Origin of the sequence: Bradyrhizobium sp. ARR65 (genome assembly GCF_000472385.1) — a bacterium.
GTDB lineage: Bacteria > Pseudomonadota > Alphaproteobacteria > Rhizobiales > Xanthobacteraceae > Bradyrhizobium.
In genome coordinates this window covers 27,700-46,824 of sequence record NZ_AWZU01000031.1, presented here as the reverse complement: position 1 = coordinate 46,824, position 19,125 = coordinate 27,700, and the positions used below count along the sequence as shown (strand labels likewise).

The following is a 19,125-nucleotide window of genomic DNA, read 5'->3' as shown; positions in this document are numbered from 1 at the left end:
AGAAGGCCTTGTTCAAGGACTTCGTTAAAGGCGCGCCTGATGTTCCCGTTCAGCCTGGGTAAGGTTACGACCGGACGGCTGCTGCGCGGCCTGATCGCTGGCGCGATCGCAGCATCGGTTGCCTGGGGCGGCGCGCTGCTCGCCGCCAATCAGAGCGTGCAGGGGGCCAAGAAGGAAGAGGGCGGCTTTGAAGGCGATGCCCCGACCGCAATCCTGATCGAAGCCACCACGGGCAGCGTGCTGTTCGAGAAGAACGCGGATGAGTTGCGCGCGCCCTCCAGCATGATGAAGCTGATGACCGCGGAAGTGGTGTTCCACGCCATCCAGGAGGGCAAGGTCAAGCTGACCGATGAATATCCGATCAGCGAATATGCCTGGCGCCACGGCGGTGCGCCCTCGGGCACCTCGACGATGTTTGCGGCCATCCACAGCAAGGTATCGGTGGACGATCTTCTGCATGGCGCCATCATCCAGAGCGGCAATGACGCCTGCATCGCGCTGGCCGAGGGCATGGCCGGCAACGAGCGCACATTTGCGAGCGACTTCATGACCAAGCGCGCGCGCGAACTCGGCCTCATCAAATCGACATTCGCCAACGCCAACGGCCTGCCGGACCCCGGCAACAAGATGACGGCGCGCGAGCTCGCCATGTTGGCGCGCCATATCATCCTGACCTACCCCGAATTCTACAAATTGTTCGGCGAGAAGGAGTTCACCTGGAACAAGATCCGGCAACTCAACCGCAACCCGCTGCTCAACTCTTTGGAGGGCGCTGACGGCCTGAAGACCGGGTACACCAAGGAAGGCGGCTACGGCATGGTCGGGTCTGCGGTCCAGAACGGGGTTCGCTTGATCGTCGTGGTCAACGGCCTGGAGGACTCTGAAGATCGCGCCAACGAGGCCAAGAAGATGCTGGAATGGGGGTTCCGCAATTTCGAATGGCGCAACCTGTTCGCCGCACAGCAGCCGCTCGGCTATGCGCGCGTGTTCGGCGGCGACAGCCGCTCGGTCCCGCTCACGAGTCCCGAGCCGATCAAGGTGATGGTGCAGAAGAACGGCAACGAGAAACTGATCGCGCGCCTCGTCTATAATGGCCCGGTGCGCGCGCCCATCCAGGCGGGGCAGCCTGTCGGCGTCATCAAGGTCTGGCGTGGCCCCAATATCGCCGTGGAGCAGCCCGTCTACGCCGCTGAATCGATCGGGACAGGATCTACCATGCGCCGCGCGATCGATGGCGCGAGCGAGCTTGTGATCGGCATGTTCCGCGCCGGTGTCGAGAAGCTCTGACATGGCGGAGGACGCGACCAGACGAGCCCCCGGGCGCGGGCGCTTCATCACATTCGAGGGAGGCGAGGGCGCCGGAAAATCCACCCAAATCAAGAAGTTGGCCGAGCATCTTGAAGCGGCCAGGCTGCGCGTCGTGCTGACCCGGGAGCCTGGCGGCTCGCCGGGCGCGGAAATCATCCGCCATCTTGTTCTGTCAGGAGTGGGCAAGCTGCTCGGTCCAGACGCGGAGACCCTGTTGTTTGCGGCCGCACGCGACGACCACGTGCGCGCGGTGATCTTGCCGGCGCTGACCCAGGGCGCTTGGGTGCTCTGCGATCGCTTCTATGATTCGACATGGGCCTATCAGGTCAAGCTCGGTCATGTCGCGCCGGCCGTGCTCAACGCCATGCAGCGGGTGACCATTGGGGACCTCAAGCCCGATCTGACTATCATCCTCGACCTGCCGGTCGAGGTCGGTTTGAAGCGCGCCGCCTCCCGTCGCGGCAGCGAGGCGCCGGACCGCTTTGAGTCAGAGGACCTCAAATTCCATCAAGAGCTTCGCGAGGCCTATCGCGAAATCGCCGCAAGTGAACCGGAGCGCTGCGTACTGATCGACGCCGATGCCGATGTGAACACGGTTGCAGCCCGTGTCTGGGGCGCCGTGGGCGGGCGCTTCTTCGTCAACCCCGCCAACGTGGCCGCGCCCGCATGAGTGCTCGCCAGGCGGAAGTCGAGACTGTCGTGCCGCATCCGCGCGAGACGTCCGTGTTGTTCGGGCATCGCGACGCCGAAGCGGCGCTGCTTTCCGCCTATCGCAGCAGACGGATTCCGCATGCCTGGCTGCTCGGGGGGCCACAGGGCATCGGCAAGGCGACGCTCGCCTATCGCATGGCGCGCTTCGTGCTGAGCCATCGCGATCCGCTCGCTGCCGAGGTGCAGGATGCCGAGACGCTCCAGGTCGACCGGAACGAGCCGATAGCCCGGCAGGTCGCCGCGGGCGCGCACGGCAGTCTTTTGACGCTGGAGCGCACGCTGAACGACAAAGGCGTGATGCGCACGGTCATCACCGTCGACGAAACGCGCGAGACGATCGCCTTCTTCGGCTCGACGGCGGCCGTCGAAGGCTGGCGGGTCTGCATCGTCGACACCGTCGACGAGCTCAACCCCAACGCGGCGAACGCCTTGCTCAAGATTCTCGAGGAGCCGCCGCAGCAATCGCTGTTTCTCCTGATCAGCCATGCGCCGCGCCGGGTGCTGGCGACCATCCAGTCACGCTGCCGCAAGCTTTCGTTGCGGCCGCTGTCGCAGGCCGACGTGATCAGCGCCGCGGCACAGGCCGCGGGGCTCGCGGCCGATGAGCCCGGCTTGCCCGAAGCAGCCGCTGCCTCGGAAGGCAGCGTGGCGCGAGCGCTCACGCTGCTGGGGGGCAACAGCCTGAAGTTGCAGCAGCGCACAGCAGCGCTGCTCGCCGCTTTGCCAAGCGTCGATCCGCGCGAGCTGCACGCGCTCGGTGACGCCCTCGGCACCAGCGACCGCGTGGCGCTCGCGGCCTTCGTCGACAGCATCGAGCATTGGGTGGCCGAGCGCATGCGTGCGCCTGGCCTTGACGCGAATGCGAACCTGCCCCGCCTTGCACGGCTGGCGGAGGTATGGGAAAAGATCGCCCGCGCCGCGCGCGACACCCAGGACTACAATCTTGAACGAAAACCGCTGGTTTTCTCGGTGTTCGGCATGCTTGCGGAAGCGACGCGGTAGGGGATTTCGCAAGCCCGCGCGCTTCAATCCCGACATTCTGTTGAGCTCAAACCAAGGACATTTGCGGTGGCAGCGCGTAAGACAATTGCCAAGAAGACGACCAAGAAAGCCGCGAAGAGAGCGGGCAAGAAGCGCGCGCGCAAGTCCGCCGCAGTGGCGACGAAGAAACGCGCCAAAGCCAAGCGCGGTGTCAAGAAAGCAACGGGCGCTGCCAAAAAGGCGAAGCGCGGCGTCAAGAAGGCGGGGAAGGTCGCCAAGACGGCTGCAAAGACCGGATCCGCGTCAAAGACCGCGAAAAGGAGCGTGAAGAAAGCTCCAAAGGCGGCGGCTGAGAGCACGGCCGCACGAGGAACAAAGGCCGCCAAATCGGCCGTTGCCAAGCCGGCGCGTGCCACCACGCCAAAAGCTGCAACCGTCGAGACGCCGCAGGCAACCTCGCGCGGCAACCGCTTCTACATCACGACCGCCATCGCCTATCCCAACGGCACCCCGCATATCGGCCACGCCTATGAGGCGATTGCGACGGACGCGCTGGCACGCTTCCAGCGGCTCGACGGCAAGGATGTGTTCTTCCTGACCGGCACCGACGAGCACGGGCTGAAGATGATTCAGACCGCGCAGAACGAAGGCATGCTGCCACACGAGCTCGCCACCAGGAATGCGGGGCGGTTCAAGGACATGGACGAGCGTCTCAATGTTTCCTTCGACCGCTTCATCCGCACCACGGAAGAGCAGCACCATCGCTCCAGCCAGGAGATCTGGCGGCGGATGGCCAAGAGTGGCGACATCTATCTCGACAGCTATTCCGGCTGGTACTCGGTGCGCGATGAGGCCTATTACGCCGAGGAGGAGACGAGGCTCAGCGAGGATGGGGTGCGCCTCGGCCCGCAGGGCACGCCGGTCGAATGGGTCGAGGAGGAGAGCTATTTCTTTCGTCTGTCGGCCTATCAGGACAAGCTGCTTGCGCTGTACGAATCGCAGCCGGATTTCGTCGGCCCCGACGCGCGCAAGAACGAGGTGATCAGCTTCGTGAAGAGCGGCCTGCGCGATCTCTCGATTTCGCGCACCACGTTCGACTGGGGCGTTAAGGTGCCCGACGATCCCAAGCACGTGATGTATGTCTGGGTCGATGCACTCACCAATTACATCACCGGTGTCGGTTTCCCCGATGAGGGCGATCCGAACTGGCGCTATTGGCCGGCTGATGTGCATGTCATCGGCAAGGACATCATCCGCTTTCACGCGGTCTATTGGCCGGCGTTTCTGATGTCGGCGGGCATTACCGTGCAGAAGCGGGTCTACGCGCATGGCTTCCTGTTCAACAGAGGCGAGAAGATGTCGAAGTCGGTCGGCAATGTCGTCGACCCCTTCAATCTTGCCGACCAGTATGGCGTCGATCAGATCCGCTATTTCTTCCTGCGCGAGGTGCCGTTCGGCCAGGACGGCAATTACAACCACGAGGCCATCGTCGCGCGGATCAATGCCGATCTCGCCAACGACCTCGGCAATCTGGCGCAGCGCTCGCTGTCGATGATCGCGAAGCAACTCGGCGGCGTGTTGCCCGAGCCCGGCGCGTTCAGCGACAGCGACAAGTCGATCCTCGCCGAGGCCGATGCGATGATTGCGGCGTCACGCAGCGCGATGGCGACCCAGCAGATCCATCAATGGCTGAACACCGTGTGGTCAGTGGTTGCCGAAGCCAACCGCTATTTCGCGGGCGAGGCACCATGGGCGCTCGCGAAGACGGATCCCGTGCGCCAGCGCACCGTGCTCTACGTGACGGCGGAAGTGGTCCGGCAGATCGCCATATTGACCCAGCCGGTGATGCCGGCGGCCGCTGCAAAACTGCTCGACAGCCTCGGTATCCCCGAGAGCGAGCGCAATTTCGCGATGCTCGGCGGGACAACGCGGATCGCACCTGGCACGAAGTTGCCGGCACCGCAGGCGGTATTCCCGCGTTATATTGAGCCTACAGCGGCTTAAGGCGGTTTCTTCATGCTTGTCGACAGTCATTGCCACCTCGATTTTCCAGATTTCGCCGGCGACCTCGACGGGATCGTGGCGCGCGCAGCCGAGGCCGGGATCGGCCGCATGGTCACGATCTCGACACGGGTGCGGCAGTTGGCGGCGCTCATCGCGATCGCCGAGCGCTTTCCCAATGTCTATTGCTCAGTTGGCACCCATCCGCATCACGCAGATGAAGAGGATGGCATTTCCCCTGATGAGCTGGCCGAACTGACCCGCCATCCGAAAGTCGTGGCGCTGGGTGAGGCTGGGCTCGACTACTTCTATGACAATGGCTCGCCGGACGCGCAGGCGCGCGGCTTTCGCGCCCATATCGCAGCCGCGCGCCTGACCGGTTTGCCGCTCGTCATTCACACCCGCGAGGCCGATGAGGATTGCCGCCGCGTCCTGGAAGAGGAAGTCGCTAAGGGACCTTTTCGCGCCGTGCTGCATTGCTACACTGGTGGGCGGGACCTTGCGATGAAGGCAATCGAATTGGGCCTTTCGATCTCATTCACGGGCATTCTGACGTTCAAGAAGTCCGAGAATTTGCGCGAGCTGGCCGCTGAACTGCCCGCCGACCGCATCATGGTCGAAACCGATTCTCCTTATCTCGCGCCCGGCAAATTCCGCGGCAAGCGCAACGAGCCGGCCTATGTCGTTGAGGTCGCCAAGGTGCTGGCGGAGGTGCGCGGCGTGTCGCTCGAAGAGATTTCGCGCCAGACCAGTGAGAATTTCTTCCGCCTGTTCTCGAAAGTGCCGGCGCCGCAGACAGCATGACGCTCACACTCACAATTCTCGGCTGCGGCTCGTCGGCCGGCGTTCCGCGCCCGGCGCTCGGTTGGGGCCGTTGCGATCCGAACAATCCGAAAAACCGCCGGCGCCGCTGCTCGCTTCTGGTCGAACGGGTCACCGGGCAGGGCGTCACGCGCATCGTGATCGACACCTCGCCCGATTTGCGCGAGCAATTGATCGATGCCAATGTCGATCACCTCGACGCGGTATTCCTGACGCATGAGCATGCCGATCAGACGCATGGGATCGACGATCTCCGCTCGGTGGTGATCCACCAGCGCCGGCGCATTCCGACCTATTTCAATCAATCCACCGCCAAGGACATCATGGCGCGGTTCTCCTACTGCTTCATTTCGCCGGAGGGCAGCGACTATCCGCCGATCCTGGAGCGCCATGGGATCGAAGCCAATGAAAGCCGCAAGATCGAAGGCAAGGGCGGCACGGTGACCATGTCGGCCTTCCAGGTGCAGCACGGCAACATCCCAGCGCTCGGCTACCGCATTGGCAACGCTGCCTATTCGCCTGATCTCAACGACATCCCGCCGGAGAGCTGGCCACTCCTGGAAGATCTCGATCTCTGGATCGTCGACGCGCTGCGCTATACGCCCCATCCCAGCCATTTCAGCCTCGATGACGCTCTATCCTGGATCGATCGCTTCAAGCCGCGCCGCGCGGTGATCACCAACCTGCATTCCGACCTCGACTACGAGGTACTGCGGCACAAGCTGCCGGAGAACGTGGTGCCAGCCTACGACGGAATGCGGTTGGAGGTGAGATGATAGGAAGGCGTGGGCCTGGTCTCCCTCGCCCCGCTTGCAGGGAGAGGGCGGGGTGAGGGGAGTCACCACGAGCTGAGCTCTTGGAGAGTCCCCCTTCACTCGGATCGCGTCTTGCGATGCGATTCGACTTCTCCCCGCAAGCGGGGCGGGGTGAAAAGAGCAAGTTATGCCGAAATCGCCTTCGCCGACTGCATCTGGTTGCGCAGCAGGAATTTCTGGATCTTGCCTGTCGAGGTCTTCGGGATCGGCCCGAACACCACCATCTTCGGCGTCTTGAAGCCCGACATTTGGCTGCGGCAATAGGCGATGATCTCGGCTTCGGTGGCGTTGGCGCCTTCCTTCAATTCGACGAAGGCACAGGGCACCTCGCCCCATTTCGGATCGGGTTTTGCCACCACGGCGGCGAACAGGACGGCGGGATGTTTGTAGAGAATATCCTCGACCTCGACGGACGAAACATTCTCGCCGCCGGAGATGATGATGTCCTTGGAGCGGTCCTTGATGATGACATAGCCGTGCTCGTCGAGCACGCCGAGATCGCCGGTATGAAACCAGCCCCCTGCAAAGGCTTCCCTAGTCGCCTTCTCGTTCTTCAGGTAGCCCTTCATGACGATGTTGCCGCGGAACATGACCTCGCCGATGCTCTGCCCGTCGCGCGGCACCTCGCACATGGTCTCGGGATCAAGCACGGTAACGGCTTCCTCCAGCGGATAGGACACGCCCTGCCGCCGCTTCATCTGCGCGCGCTCGGCGGCCGGCAGCTCATCCCAGCCTGGCTGCTCGGCGCAGACGGAGGCGGGACCATAGACCTCGGTGAGGCCATAGACGTGGGTGAGCTTGATGCCGATGCTCTCGGCGCCCTCGAGCACCGCGACCGGCGGTGCCGCACCCGCGATCAGGCCGGTTACGCGCCGCGCGGCTGTGCCCTTGGGCGCGTCGGGGGCGTTGATCAGCGTGTTGTACACGATCGGCGCACCGCACATGTGGGTGACGCCGTGCGTCTTGATCAGCTCGAAGATTTTTGTCGGCTCGACCCTGCGGAGACAAACATTGACGCCGGCGGCGGCGGCAACTGTCCAAGGGAAGCACCAGCCATTACAGTGAAACATCGGCAGCGTCCAGAGATAGACCGGATGCTGGCCGAGCCCACCTGCGAGGATGTTGCTCACAGCGTTCAGATACGCGCCGCGATGATGCGTCACGACGCCCTTGGGATTGCCGGTCGTGCCCGACGTGTAGCTCAGGGCGATCGCGTTCCACTCGTCGTCGGGATAGCGCGGGGCGAAGCTGGCGTCGCCTTGCGCGACCGCGGCCTCATATTCGATTTCGCCGATGCGCTTGCCGCCCGCGAAGGACGAATCATCGACGTCGATCACGAGCGGCTTCGGTCCGCTCATCAGCTTCAGCGCCTCGCTGATCACGTCCGCGAATTCCGGGTCGACCAGGATGATCCTGGCGCCGCCGTGATCGAGCTGGAATGCGATCGAGGGGGCATCCAGGCGAATGTTCAGCGTGTTCAGCACAGCGCCCGTCATCGGCACGGCGAAATGCGCTTCGTTCATTGCGGGCACGTTGGGCAGCATCGCCGCCACGGTATCGCCGCCACCGATGCCGTGCGCAGCGAGATAGGAGGCAAAGCGCCGGCAGCGCGCGTAAGTCTCGGCCCAGGTGAAGCGGCGGCCTTCATAGACCGTGCTGGTGTGGTTGGGATAGACGGCGGCGCTGCGCGCAAGAAAGCTTAACGGCGTCAGCGGCACGTAATTGGCGGCGTTCTTGTCCAGACCGATATCGTATTGGTTCACTTTCCCATCCATCGGCCACCTCCCGTTTATAAAAAAACTTACAGGAACCCGATCGAGATCCATGGAAATACGGCGACGATGATAAGTCCGACCAGGAGCGCGAGCAAATAACCCCAGATCGGCCGGATGCCTTGCGCCGGATCAACTCGCCCGATCGCACAGGCCGCATAATACCCCACGCCGAAGGGCGGGGCGAACAATCCGATGCCCATGGCCAGGATGATGATCATGGCATAGTGCACCTCGTGGACGCCGACAGTCCGCGCGATCGGGAACAGAAGTGGGCCGAACAGCACGACGGCCGGAATACCCTCCAGCACGCTGCCGAGAATGGTGAAGGCCACGATCGACACCGCGATAAAGGACGCGCCGCCGCCGGGCAGGCCGGTCATGGCGGCGGCGAGCGCGCGGGAAAATCCGGATTGCGTCAGCCCCCAGGCCATGCCGGTCGCGGTGCCGATGATCAGCAGGATGGCGCCGGAGAGCGAGGCCGTCTCGATCAGCATCGGCATCAGCCGTCGCCAGTCGAAGCGGCGGTAGACCAGGAGGCCGACGACAAAGCCGTAGACAATGCCGATGGTGGAGACTTCGGTCGCCGTTGCCACCCCTTCCACGACCGCGGCGCGGATCACGAAGGGCAGCGCAAGCGCGGGCAGGGCAATGATCAGGGAGCGGACCACCTCGCCGAAGCCGGCCCGGCGGACGTGGCTCAAATCCTCCCTGCGATAGCGCCACCACACCAGCGCCGACAGCGTGACCGCCAACACTACGGCGGGCAAGAGACCACCGGTAAAGAGCGCCGAGATCGACACGCCCGTGACCGAGCCGATGGTGATCAGCACCAGACTCGGCGGGATGGTTTCGGTCTGCGCGCCGGTCGCGGCGAGCAGAGCGACGAGATCGCCGGGCTTTGCGCCGCGCTGCTTCATCTCGGGAAACAGCACCGGTGCGACAGCGGCCATGTCGGCGGCCTTCGAGCCGGAAATGCCCGACACCAGGTACATCGCGCCGACCAGCACATAGTGCAGACCGCCACGGACATGGCCGAGGACGTTCGCCAGGAACGCGACCATGGCCCGCGCCATGCCCGTCATCTCGATCAGAAGTCCAAGGAAGACGAACAGCGGCACCGAGAGCAGGATCAAATGGCTCATGCCCTCATCCATCCGCCCAACCAGCACAGAGAGCGGCGTGTGCGTGGTCAGCGCGAGATAGCCGAACACGGCAAGCCCAAAGCCGAATGCGATCGGTACGCCAGCGAACACGCAAAAGCCGGCAACGCCGACGAAGAAGATCACCAGGTTGAGATTGCCGAGCGGCCGCAGCCACGGCTGGGCCAGCCAGAACAGCCCGATCAAGGCGGCCACGGAAATCGCCGCCGCCAGCACCAACTTGACGTTGCCGGCCCGCGCCAGCCGCAACAGTGCAAACAGCGCCATCAGGCAACTACCGATCGGCAGCGCCAGCGCGCGCCAGATATTGGGGATCTGCAGCGCAGGCGTCGTGATGAAGCTTTCGTCGTAAGCGTATTCGTAGGCCGGCCAGACGATCAGGAGCAGGAAGGCCAGCACCGCGCAGGTCGCGACCACGTCGAGATAGGCCCGTACAGGCGGACTGGCGCTGCCCACGATAGCGGTCATCCGCATGTGTTCGGAACGGCGGAACGCGACTGCCGCGCCCAGCATGGCCAGCCACAGGAACAGGATCGACGCCAGTTCGTCCGACCAGATCAGAGGCTGCCGCAATGCGTACCGCGACACCACGCCGGCAAACAGGATGACGATCTCGGCAACCACCAGGATCGCTGCCGGGATCTCGACCATCAGCCCCAGCCCCCGTTCGATCGACGCCACAAGGGAAGGGCGGCGAGGCGATTTCAAGGTCACCTCACCGACCGCAGCTTCCGTGATGTCGACTTCCGTGATTTGGACCCGGGCCATGGCGGCACCCATTACGACAGCCTGCCGACCGCCTTTTCCAGGAGCGCCCAGGCCTGCTCGCCATATTTGCCCTTCCACTCGGCATAGAAGCCCGCGGACTTAAGCTTATCGCGGAATGGTGCCGTGGCCGGCTGATTGAAGACGAGGCCCTTGGCCGCCAGCTCCTGTTGTAGATTTGCATTCAGCTTGGCGACATCGGCACGCTCGTTCACTGCCGCCGCATTGATGTGCTTGGCGACGATCGCACGCATGTCGGCCGGCACGGCCTGCCAGGCGCGGCGGTTGGCCAGGAACCAGAAACCATCCCACATATGATTGGTCAGCGAGCAGTATTTCTGCACCTCGTAGAGCTTGGCGGTCGAGATGATCGCCAGGGGATTTTCCTGGCCCTCGACCACCCTGGTCTGCAGCGCTGAATAGACTTCGCTAAAGTTGATCGAAGCGGGCGCCGCGTCGAAGGCCTTGAACATCGAGGTCCAGAGCGGCGAGACCGGAACGCGGATCTTGAAGCCCTTGAAGTCGTCCGGACCATTGATCGGCCTGGTCGAGGACGTGGTCTGCCTGAAGCCGTTGTCCCAGATCTTGTCCATGACCTCGAGGCCGGCCTTGTTGATCTCGCCGCGCACATGAGCGCCGAGGTCGCCATCCATGGCCTTCCAGACCGTATCGTAGTCCGGGAACGCAAAGCCGATGCCGTTGATCGAGGCCGCCGGCACGAGCGTCGACAGGATCAGGCCCGATAATGTGAAGAACTCGATGCCGCCGGAGCGGACCTGGCTCAACATATCGGTATCGGAGCCGAGCTGGTTGTTGGGAAAGATCTGGAGCTCAAAGCGCCCGTTGGTCTCGGCCTTGATCGCCGCGGCCATTTCCTTGGCGCGCGTGTTCATCGGATGAGAGTCCGGCAGGTTATTGGCGTATTTGTACGAGAACTCGGCCGCCTGAGCCCGCGCCACCATCGGGGCTCCAAGGCCGCCCAGGACCGCCGAGGCAGCGGAAGCCTTCAACAGTGCGCGTCGTGAAAAGCTCATCTCATTCTCCCTGAAGCTTCTTGTTGTTGTGGGCCGCAATACGAACTGCGGCGCAGCGGGTGGGTTGGGGTCAGCCTTGATCCCGTGACGAGCGCTTATTGCAGCGTGCGTGGCGGACCGGCAATATCGGCTTTCTGAGAAGTGACCGCGTAACGCCCAGCGGATGTCAGCCAAACCGGCCGCCATCAGCCCATATTGATTGGATGCACCAGGATTTAGCCGTAAATGCCTGATCTTATTCAATATAAATATATTCCATAATATACCTTATGCGAATCGTTGGTACAGCGAACGGTGAGCAGATGGCTTGTTGTAGCGCTCACCACCGTTGACTCAGACGCGATTCCTGCGCCAGCCATGCTCGCGATTGGAAAGCTCGGCCGAAACGCGGACCTATTCTGACCCAAGATGAAAGGCCGCGCGCGGCCTCCGTCCTCGGATCGCCTCGTCCTCGGATCGAGAAGTCGTCCGACCGGTCAGATGCCAAGCACTCGCCGAAGAGTCCGGCTTGAGCTCAAGAGGGAGACGAACCCGAGCGCCAGTAGCAGCGCGCCGAGCCAGGTTGTCGTCCACCCTCGCCCCTGGTCGCCCGCTTCGGTCATGGAAAGGGCAACCGGGGCTGCTGCCGGAGGCACTGAGGCGCCAACCGCGTCGCTGGCGGCCGGCGCGGCCACCAGAAGCTTTTCCACGTCGACTTGGCGGGGCGTGAGATGGTCCGGCGTGAGCTGGTCGTTGGCGGGCTTGGCGATGACCGGTGCCGGAGGCACGAGCGCCGCGGCTCCGGTAACATGGACGGGAGCCGCATCGACCACCTCGAGCTCGGGCGCGGCCGCCGCCGGCTGGGGCGGTTCCGCTGGCGCGGAGTGCAGCAGCTCCGCACGCGCATCCACGACCACTTTCTGCTTGCGCGACGTGGCCTCGTTCTCCTTGCGAGGGGCAGCGTTTTTCGCGGCGTGACGATGAACCGGCTTCTTCGTCACGGTCCCTTCGGCTGCCTGGAACCAGCATTTGCGTTGGCCGTCGAAACGATAGACCCAGTGCTGGCCGTCCGCCGTCGACTTGCCGGGTTGCGGCAAGCACTCCTCTTCGGCGCGAGCGGGTGCAGTGGCTTCCGGAGTAGCGGTATCGGGGGAGAACAGGTTGGCGAATGGATTCGACGATGCAGGCGACGTCGACAGACCCGCGGCGAGGAAAAGAAAGGCGACGAACCCAAATCGCAAATGACCGGACATGGCACACCCCCCGGTGTTGCGCCCCGCCCGGGCGCGACCTTTGACCGGGACCTAGGTCGCAATGCGACTCAAATCCGGCAACGCGAGGGATTCATTCTGGCCCCGAGGCGATCCTTCTCCTTACTTCGCCGGCATCACGACGACTATAGATTGCGCTGTCGTTCTCTCACACGGAGACGCCATTCATCGAAGGTCATCGTCTCTTTTGCGCTCATCCAGTCTGCTTGCAGGCGCCACATCTTCTGACATCGCGTGTTCGATGATCCCTTGCCTATCTTGATTTAGAGCGTGGGGAGTCATCGTGATGAGCTACTCGAAAGCCGAGGGTATCAAACCGAACATGGCGGTGACGTTGGATGCGTACCGCCGTTCCGATCAGTTCGCTCTCTTTGTGCCAAGAACCACCTCGGATGACACGATACTCCTGATCGCCTGTAAGCCATGCCAGCGAACTGCATGACAACTCCTGACGCTCGGATTCGCTATCGCTCAGACGCGACGCGGTGTGCTGGACGTTATTACCAAAGCCGTCGCGGGACAGATTGTCGCAGCGAGCGCTGCTAATTCTAGCGATCACAGCAACATCTACACTCAAGCCGCGCAAACCTGGAGCAATTCCAGACCGTCCCCCATCGTGCTCCGAAGACGCCTGCGATAGAGCGGGCTACCAAAAATCATACCGGCGAAGCCGGCACATCTCGGAGCATCACAGCGTGACAGCAACTGCATCTCACTCGCGGTTCAACACTCGGCTGCACCCCCTACAACTGATCTGCATGCAAGTGATCTGCCTCGGAGCGGTCGGCGCACTTGAACTCTCGCTGCCCGGTGGCACCGCGCAAGCGCAGTCGTCACTTCCCCCCGTCACTGTGGATGCTCCGCAGCAGCGCACGCGTTCCCATTTAGTCCAGTCATCCCGTCGCGCTGCAGCCGCGCGAGCGGCACGCACCAGCCGCGCCGTACGTTCGCCCCAAGCTGCGCCGGCCGCAACCGCATCGGGTGCCGGTGCTGGTGAGCGCGCCAATGGTCCGGTCCATGGCTTCCTCGCGACCCGCAGCGGCACCGCGACCAAGACCGATACGCCGATCATCGAGACCCCGCAGTCGATCTCCGTCATCACCACCGACCAGGTCAGGAACCAGGGCGCCGAGTCGATCGGCGCCGCACTGCGCTACACCGCAGGCGTCAGCGGCGACGTCAATGGCGGATCAGACACGCGCTTCGGCGGCCTGCAGATCCGCGGTTTCGATATGACCATGCCCGGCCTTTATCTTGATGGCCTGCGCGTGCCCTCCTCCAACTACGTTCATTTCAACGGCCTCGATCCCTACGGCGCCGAGCGGCTCGAAGTGCTGAAGGGGCCCTCCTCGGCCATGTATGGCGGCAGCGGCACCGGCGGCATCCTCAACTATGTGAGCAAGCTGCCGACAGCGCAGCAATTCGGCGAGATATCCGTGTCGGGCGGCAGCTTCAACCGCTACCAGGGCCAGTTCGACATCGGCGGCGCCGCCAACAAGGAAGGCACGGTGCTGTGGCGCCTGACCGGGCTTGTCCGCGACGGCGAAACCCAGGTCGACTTCACCAAGGACAACCGCGTCTTCATAGCACCCGCCGTCACCGTGAGGCCGAACGACGACACCACCATCACGTTTCTGGCCAACTATCAAAGGGACAGAGCGGGCTGGGGTCTGCAGTATCTGCCGGCCTCGGGCACGGTGTGGCCCAATAGCGGCCGCATCATCCCGACCTCCTTCTTCGCGGGCGTTCCTGATTTCGATGCATTCAACACCGAGATCGCCACGGCCGGCTATCAGCTCTCGCACGACTTCAACGACGCCATCACCTTCCGGCAGAACCTGCGCTATGCCTGGCAGCACAACGAGGAGAAGGTGTTTTACGGCGCTGGCTATGCAGACGAGGCCGCAGGCCTGCTGGCGCGCGTCGGCAGCACGAGCAACTCGACTATCAATTCATTCGCGGTCGACAACCAGCTCCAGGGCAAGTTCACTACCGGCCTTCTCGGCCATACGACGCTGGTCGGCCTCGACTACCGCAACACATCTTTCCGCGACACTGCCTACGCGGTCACGACCTCGAGCCCCGATATCAACGTGTTCGCTCCGGTCTACAGCAACGACTGGACGATCGGCGGCCTCACAGACAATACCGGCGTCAAGCAATCGCAGGTCGGGCTCTACGCTCAGGACCAGATCAAGATCGGCCGGGTGTCGTTCCAGTTCGGCGGCCGCCAGGATTTCGTGACGACGACGGTCGACAGCGGCCTTGCCAACACCACAGCCTCGACCGATGCCTCCGCCTTCACCGGCCGCGCCGCCGTGATGTATAACTTCGACAACGGCGTTGCGCCCTATTTCAGCTATTCCGAATCGTTCCTGCCGGTGCTCGCGGCAGATGCCGCCGGCCAGTTGCTGAAGCCGGAGACCGGCGTTCAATACGAGGTCGGCGTCAAATACCAGCCGGTCGGACTCAACGCGTTGTTCACGCTGGCCGCATTCGACCTGACGCGCGACAACGTCGTCACCTACCCGCCTCCCCTCTACACCGCCGAACAGACCGGCCAGGTGAGATCGCGCGGCATTGAGCTCGAAGGGACGGCGTCGCTAGCCGACGGCTGGAATCTGCGTGCCGCCTATGCCTACGTCGATGCAGTAATCACGCAGGATCCAGTGAATGTCGGCAAGACGCCGAGCACGGTGCCGCTCAATCGCTTCTCGCTGTGGAGCGACTACACGCTGCAGGGCGGGCCGCTGGCCGGTGTGCAGTTCGGCGGCGGCATCCGCTATGTCGGCGCGACCTGGGGCGACGACGCGAACACCTTCAGGGTTGGCGCCTCCACGGTGGCAGACGCGCTGATCGCCTACAGCAAGGACAATTATCGCCTGGCGCTGAACGTCACCAACATCGCCGATACGCGTTATGTCGCCGCCTGCTACAGCCTGTCGGGTTGCTTCTACGCCGAAGGCCGCAAGGCAGTCGCCAGGCTGACCTATCGCTGGTGATTTTAGAACATCTCCAAGCGCGACAATTCGACGCCGCAGGTCGATCGACGAGCGGCGCCCACGCTAGTGAGACACACAACGACGGGGGCGGAATGTCATGAGATCGATCTTCGGGCGACTGCATCGCTGGGCGGGCCTGCTCACCGCCGGCTTCCTGTTCTTTTCCGGCATCACCGGCGCGATCATCTCATGGGACCACGAGATCGACGAGATCCTGAACAAGCATCTGTTCGAGGTGAGCAGCATCGGTCCTGCGATTCCGTCGGTCGATCTTGCCAGGCTCATCGAGCAGCGCGACCCGCGCGCACGGGTCGTCCACATATTCATGACCCCGGAAAAAGGCCAATCGCTGTGGTTCTTCGTGCTGCCGAGGGTCGATCCTGCAACCGGCAAACGCTACATCCTCGACTACAACCAGATCTTTCTGGATCCCAACACGGGCGCAGAACTCGGGCGGCGTTATTGGGGCGCGGTGTGGCCGGTGACAAAGGAGAACTTCGTCTCGTTCCTCTACAAGCTCCACTACACGATGCACATTCCGGAATTCTGGGGCAGCGACCGCTGGGGCATGCGCATCCTTGGCATCATCGCCATCATCTGGACCGTCGATTGCTTCGTCGGCTTCTATCTGACAGTGCCCGCCCGCCGACGCGCCAGTGCAGCGCGAGCGCCTGCAGTCGAACGCGAGCTCGGCCGTGGCTTCTGGGCGCGCTGGGCGCCGTCCTGGAAGATCAAGACCTCAGGCAGCGCTTACCGGATCAACTTCGACATTCACCGTGCCTTCAGCCTCTGGACATGGGTGCCGCTGTTTGTGATCGCCTTTACGGCGTTCTCACTCAATCTCTATTTCGAGGTGTTCTCGCCACTGATGAAGATGGTGTCGAACTACACTCCAACGCCATATGAGCTGCGGCCGTATCGCCATCTTGACGATCCGATCGAGCCGAAGGTCGGCTTTGCGGACATCGCGACGCGTGCCGCAGCAGACGGCAGGAGTCGCGGATGGATGACGCCGGTCGGCTCGATCAATTACGGGCCGGCCCACGGCGTGTATGCCGCGGCGTTCTTCTTCCCCGGCGACGATCATGGTGCCGGCGGCGTCGGCCCGGCGCAGCTCTATTATGATAGCGAGGACGGACGCCCGATCGGTGAAAGGCTGCCGTGGGTTGGCACCGCCGCGGACATCTTCGTGCAGGCGCAGTTTCCCCTTCACTCCGGCCGCATCCTCGGACTTCCCGGCCGCATCCTGATCTCGATGATGGGATTGGTGGTTGCGGCGCTGGCAGTGACCGGAGTCGTGATCTGGTGGCGCAAGCGCCGCGCCCGTGTCCGGATGCGCGAGATCAATGCAACACGCAAGCTCCAACGGCTCGCNCCCGCCGAATAGCCCGGTTAGCTCTCGACATCAGCTACCCATGTGGGGAGCGGCGGATCGCGTGGCGTGACGTGCGGCATCGATGCGTCGGTACAACCAATTGTCGACGGCGAACGGTCCGCTGCCGCCGAGGACAAGCGCAAGAATACAGGCCAAATAGAGCAAGTCGGTTTCGTAGCCGGGCTGGCCGAAATGCGCTCCCTCCGGCGTAATCGCTTGAAGCTTGATGGACGAGAAGCCGTACGGCAGGTGCACCGTGAAGATCGCCACCAGCAGCACGATGGCCATCGGAATGCTGACGAGCGGAACGAGCGCACCGATGCCGATGCAGATCCCTCCGGCGATCTCGGTTATGATCGTGAGCCAGGCAAGGAGGTGCGGCAGCGGAAGTCCGAGCGCGTGCAAGAGCCCCGTGAAATTGTCGGCACCGCGCAAGAGTTTCGCAAAGCCATGCTCGGCGAAGCCGTAGCCGACCATCAAGCGCAGCGGAATCGGCGCCCAGCGCGCAACCGAGGATGAGACGAGAAAGTCGACGACGGCAAAGCTCAGGCGGGTGATGGCGGCGAAGCTGTTGGTGTTGAGGGCTTTTGATTCGGACATGCTCATCCTTGTCGTCTTCAGCATGATGAAGCGGCGGCGGCTTCCATTCGCGGTCATGTCCCTCAGTTCGCCCCCAAGGGTCTGTTGTTACGTCCCTCCCGCGCACGAAGACGTGAGCATGCGGCTTTCAGTCGGCCGCTTTGATTGCCGCGGAACGCGGCAATGGAATCGCGGAGCGGAACAGGTTGTCGGGGTCGTACTTCCGTTTCGCCGCGATCAATCGATCCGCATTCGAGCCGAAGGCCAGGGTGGCCCGCGTGACATCGCCATGTGGAAGGAAATTCGGGTACGCGCCGGGAAGTGCGTGAGCAGCGAACGCCTGGGTGGCGGATCGCAGCCATTGCCGATGACGTTCGTCCTCGGTGGGATCAGATCGATCCGGGTAAGATGCAAGAAGCTCGACAAGCAGATGATTGCGACGAAGTCCGAAAGCCGTGGCGCCAAGAGGCACCTCGGTCGCGGCTCCCTTGAATTGATGGGTAAGAATGGCGCATCCGGGAGAAGCGGCATTCGCCATGGCCTCGACCAGCGCATCGACGCCCGCGTCGTTGAACTCGGCCAGCCAACAGCTCTCCATGAAAACCCGCTGCCCATAGGAGATGTGCCGATCAAGGCTTGCCACCAATTCGCCGTAGCGCCGACGAGCAACGGTGCTGTCGAGAGCCGTCCCGAACTCAAGCAGCCGCGCGATCAAGGCATCGCCCTTCCCAGGCGCGCCGCACCACGTCGGCAAGAGGAAGATCACCGGCATGCCATCAGGTCCGGCCAGGAGACCAAGCTCCAGCGTGAATTCCGCCGGCAGCGAAGGCAGGATGTCTGCATAGCGTTGCAAAACGGACTTGGCCTCCGCGAATGGAAAGATCAGCATGCCGGAGGTAATACTGGGCAGTTCATGCACGCGAAACCGCAAGGCCGTCACCACGCCGAAATTGCCGCCGCCGCCGCACAGCGCCCAGAACAACTCCCTCTCACGGAGGGCATCCGCGGTGACCGCGCTGCCGTCGGCGAGAACGACGTCGGCGGCAATTAGATTGTCGAGGGCGAGCCCGAACCGGCCGATCAGCGTTCCATAACCGCCGCCCAAGGTGAGGCCGGCCATTCCCACGCCGCTGCAGGAGCCTGTGGCAGCGACGAGGCCCAGACGATCCGTCGCCACGAGCACGTCAGCGATCCGGGCGCCTCCCCCGGCCAACGCGCTGCGCCGATCTGGACTGATGATGACATCGCGCATGTCGGCGAGGTCGAGGACCAGTCCGTCGCACAGCGCCCTCCCCGCCCAGTCGTGACCGCCGCCGCGAACGGACAGAGGGAGTCCGGCGCGCCGAGCGGTGTCGATCGCCGCTTGGACGTCCACCGCGGTGCGGCAATGGACGACGGCTTGCGGCATGGCGCCGGTCGGCTTCGCCCAGAGCGCCGTAGCCGTCCGGTAGCGGCCATGGCCGGGCCGCGATACGCGGCCGGGCAGACGTTCGCCTAACCGGCGCAGCGCCTTTTCTGTCAGATCGGTCATTTGTAGCTGCCTTGCT

At 63.3% G+C, this 19,125-nt stretch carries 15 protein-coding genes; 8 read left to right on the top strand and 7 right to left on the bottom strand.

Features of this window, described 5'->3' with window-relative positions; translation table 11 throughout:
• Positions 1-39 precede the first annotated feature (39 nt).
• The 6 genes from F758_RS0128080 to F758_RS0128055 all read left to right on the top strand — a co-directional run bounded on the left by F758_RS0128080 (position 40) and on the right by F758_RS0128055 (position 6,599).
• Positions 40-1,287 carry a D-alanyl-D-alanine carboxypeptidase family protein gene (locus tag F758_RS0128080; RefSeq protein ID WP_035723306.1) on the top strand — a complete coding sequence of 416 codons (1,248 nt, stop codon included), beginning with the start codon at positions 40-42 and terminating at the stop codon, positions 1,285-1,287.
• Position 1,288: 1 nt separating this feature from the next.
• Positions 1,289-1,978 carry a dTMP kinase gene (tmk, locus tag F758_RS0128075; RefSeq protein ID WP_024511013.1) on the top strand — a complete coding sequence of 230 codons (690 nt, stop codon included), beginning with the start codon at positions 1,289-1,291 and terminating at the stop codon, positions 1,976-1,978.
• Positions 1,975-3,021, top strand: a complete 1,047-nt coding sequence (locus F758_RS0128070) for a DNA polymerase III subunit delta' (RefSeq protein WP_024511012.1) — start codon at positions 1,975-1,977, stop codon at positions 3,019-3,021. The genes tmk and F758_RS0128070 overlap by 4 nt, the downstream gene beginning before the upstream one ends.
• 66 nt (positions 3,022-3,087) lie before the next feature.
• Complete coding sequence (gene metG, locus F758_RS44665; protein WP_024511011.1) at positions 3,088-5,004, top strand: methionine--tRNA ligase; 1,917 nt, start codon at positions 3,088-3,090, stop codon at positions 5,002-5,004.
• Positions 5,005-5,016: 12 nt separating this feature from the next.
• The gene (locus F758_RS0128060) at positions 5,017-5,805 is read left to right on the top strand and encodes a TatD family hydrolase (RefSeq protein ID WP_024511010.1); all 789 of its coding nucleotides are present in this window, start codon (positions 5,017-5,019) and stop codon (positions 5,803-5,805) included.
• Positions 5,802-6,599: an MBL fold metallo-hydrolase gene (locus F758_RS0128055; protein WP_024511009.1), complete on the top strand. Its 798-nt coding sequence runs from the start codon at positions 5,802-5,804 to the stop codon at positions 6,597-6,599. Before F758_RS0128060 ends, F758_RS0128055 begins: the two co-directional genes overlap by 4 nt.
• Before the next feature lie 164 nt (positions 6,600-6,763).
• Here the strand turns inward: F758_RS0128055 and F758_RS0128050 are convergent, their stop codons facing one another.
• From F758_RS0128050 to F758_RS53395, 5 genes are all read right to left on the bottom strand, one after another.
• The gene (locus F758_RS0128050; protein ID WP_024511008.1) at positions 6,764-8,413 is read right to left on the bottom strand and encodes an acyl-CoA synthetase; all 1,650 of its coding nucleotides are present in this window, start codon (positions 8,411-8,413) and stop codon (positions 6,764-6,766) included.
• 26 nt (positions 8,414-8,439) lie between these two features.
• The gene (locus F758_RS0128045) at positions 8,440-10,341 is read right to left on the bottom strand and encodes a TRAP transporter large permease (RefSeq protein WP_035723329.1); all 1,902 of its coding nucleotides are present in this window, start codon (positions 10,339-10,341) and stop codon (positions 8,440-8,442) included.
• An 11-nt stretch (positions 10,342-10,352) separates the two neighbouring features.
• Entirely contained in the window at positions 10,353-11,372 is a 1,020-nt protein-coding gene (locus tag F758_RS0128040; RefSeq protein ID WP_024511006.1) for a TRAP transporter substrate-binding protein, read from the bottom strand.
• Between the two features lie 476 nt (positions 11,373-11,848).
• On the bottom strand, positions 11,849-12,604 hold the full coding sequence (locus F758_RS0128035; RefSeq protein WP_024511005.1) for a hypothetical protein: 756 nt from the start codon (positions 12,602-12,604) through the stop codon (positions 11,849-11,851).
• 271 nt (positions 12,605-12,875) lie between these two features.
• Positions 12,876-13,181, bottom strand: coding sequence for an SUMF1/EgtB/PvdO family nonheme iron enzyme (locus F758_RS53395; protein WP_502689186.1), 306 nt, complete (start codon positions 13,179-13,181; stop codon positions 12,876-12,878).
• Positions 13,182-13,380: 199 nt separating this feature from the next.
• On the opposite strand from F758_RS53395, the gene F758_RS0128030 reads away from it, so the two are divergent.
• The gene (locus F758_RS0128030; RefSeq protein ID WP_024511004.1) at positions 13,381-15,624 is read left to right on the top strand and encodes a TonB-dependent siderophore receptor; all 2,244 of its coding nucleotides are present in this window, start codon (positions 13,381-13,383) and stop codon (positions 15,622-15,624) included.
• Positions 15,625-15,721: 97 nt separating this feature from the next.
• Positions 15,722-17,011 (top strand): siderophore utilization protein FsrB, encoded by a 1,290-nt coding sequence (gene fsrB, locus F758_RS0128025; protein ID WP_024511003.1) that lies wholly within the window; start codon positions 15,722-15,724, stop codon positions 17,009-17,011.
• An 18-nt stretch (positions 17,012-17,029) separates the two neighbouring features.
• Here the strand turns inward: fsrB and F758_RS0128020 are convergent, their stop codons facing one another.
• On the bottom strand, positions 17,030-17,599 hold the full coding sequence (locus F758_RS0128020) for a DoxX family protein (RefSeq protein WP_084305701.1): 570 nt from the start codon (positions 17,597-17,599) through the stop codon (positions 17,030-17,032).
• 127 nt (positions 17,600-17,726) lie between these two features.
• Entirely contained in the window at positions 17,727-19,109 is a 1,383-nt protein-coding gene (locus F758_RS0128015) for an FAD-binding oxidoreductase (protein WP_024511001.1), read from the bottom strand.
• Positions 19,110-19,125: the final 16 nt, after the last annotated feature.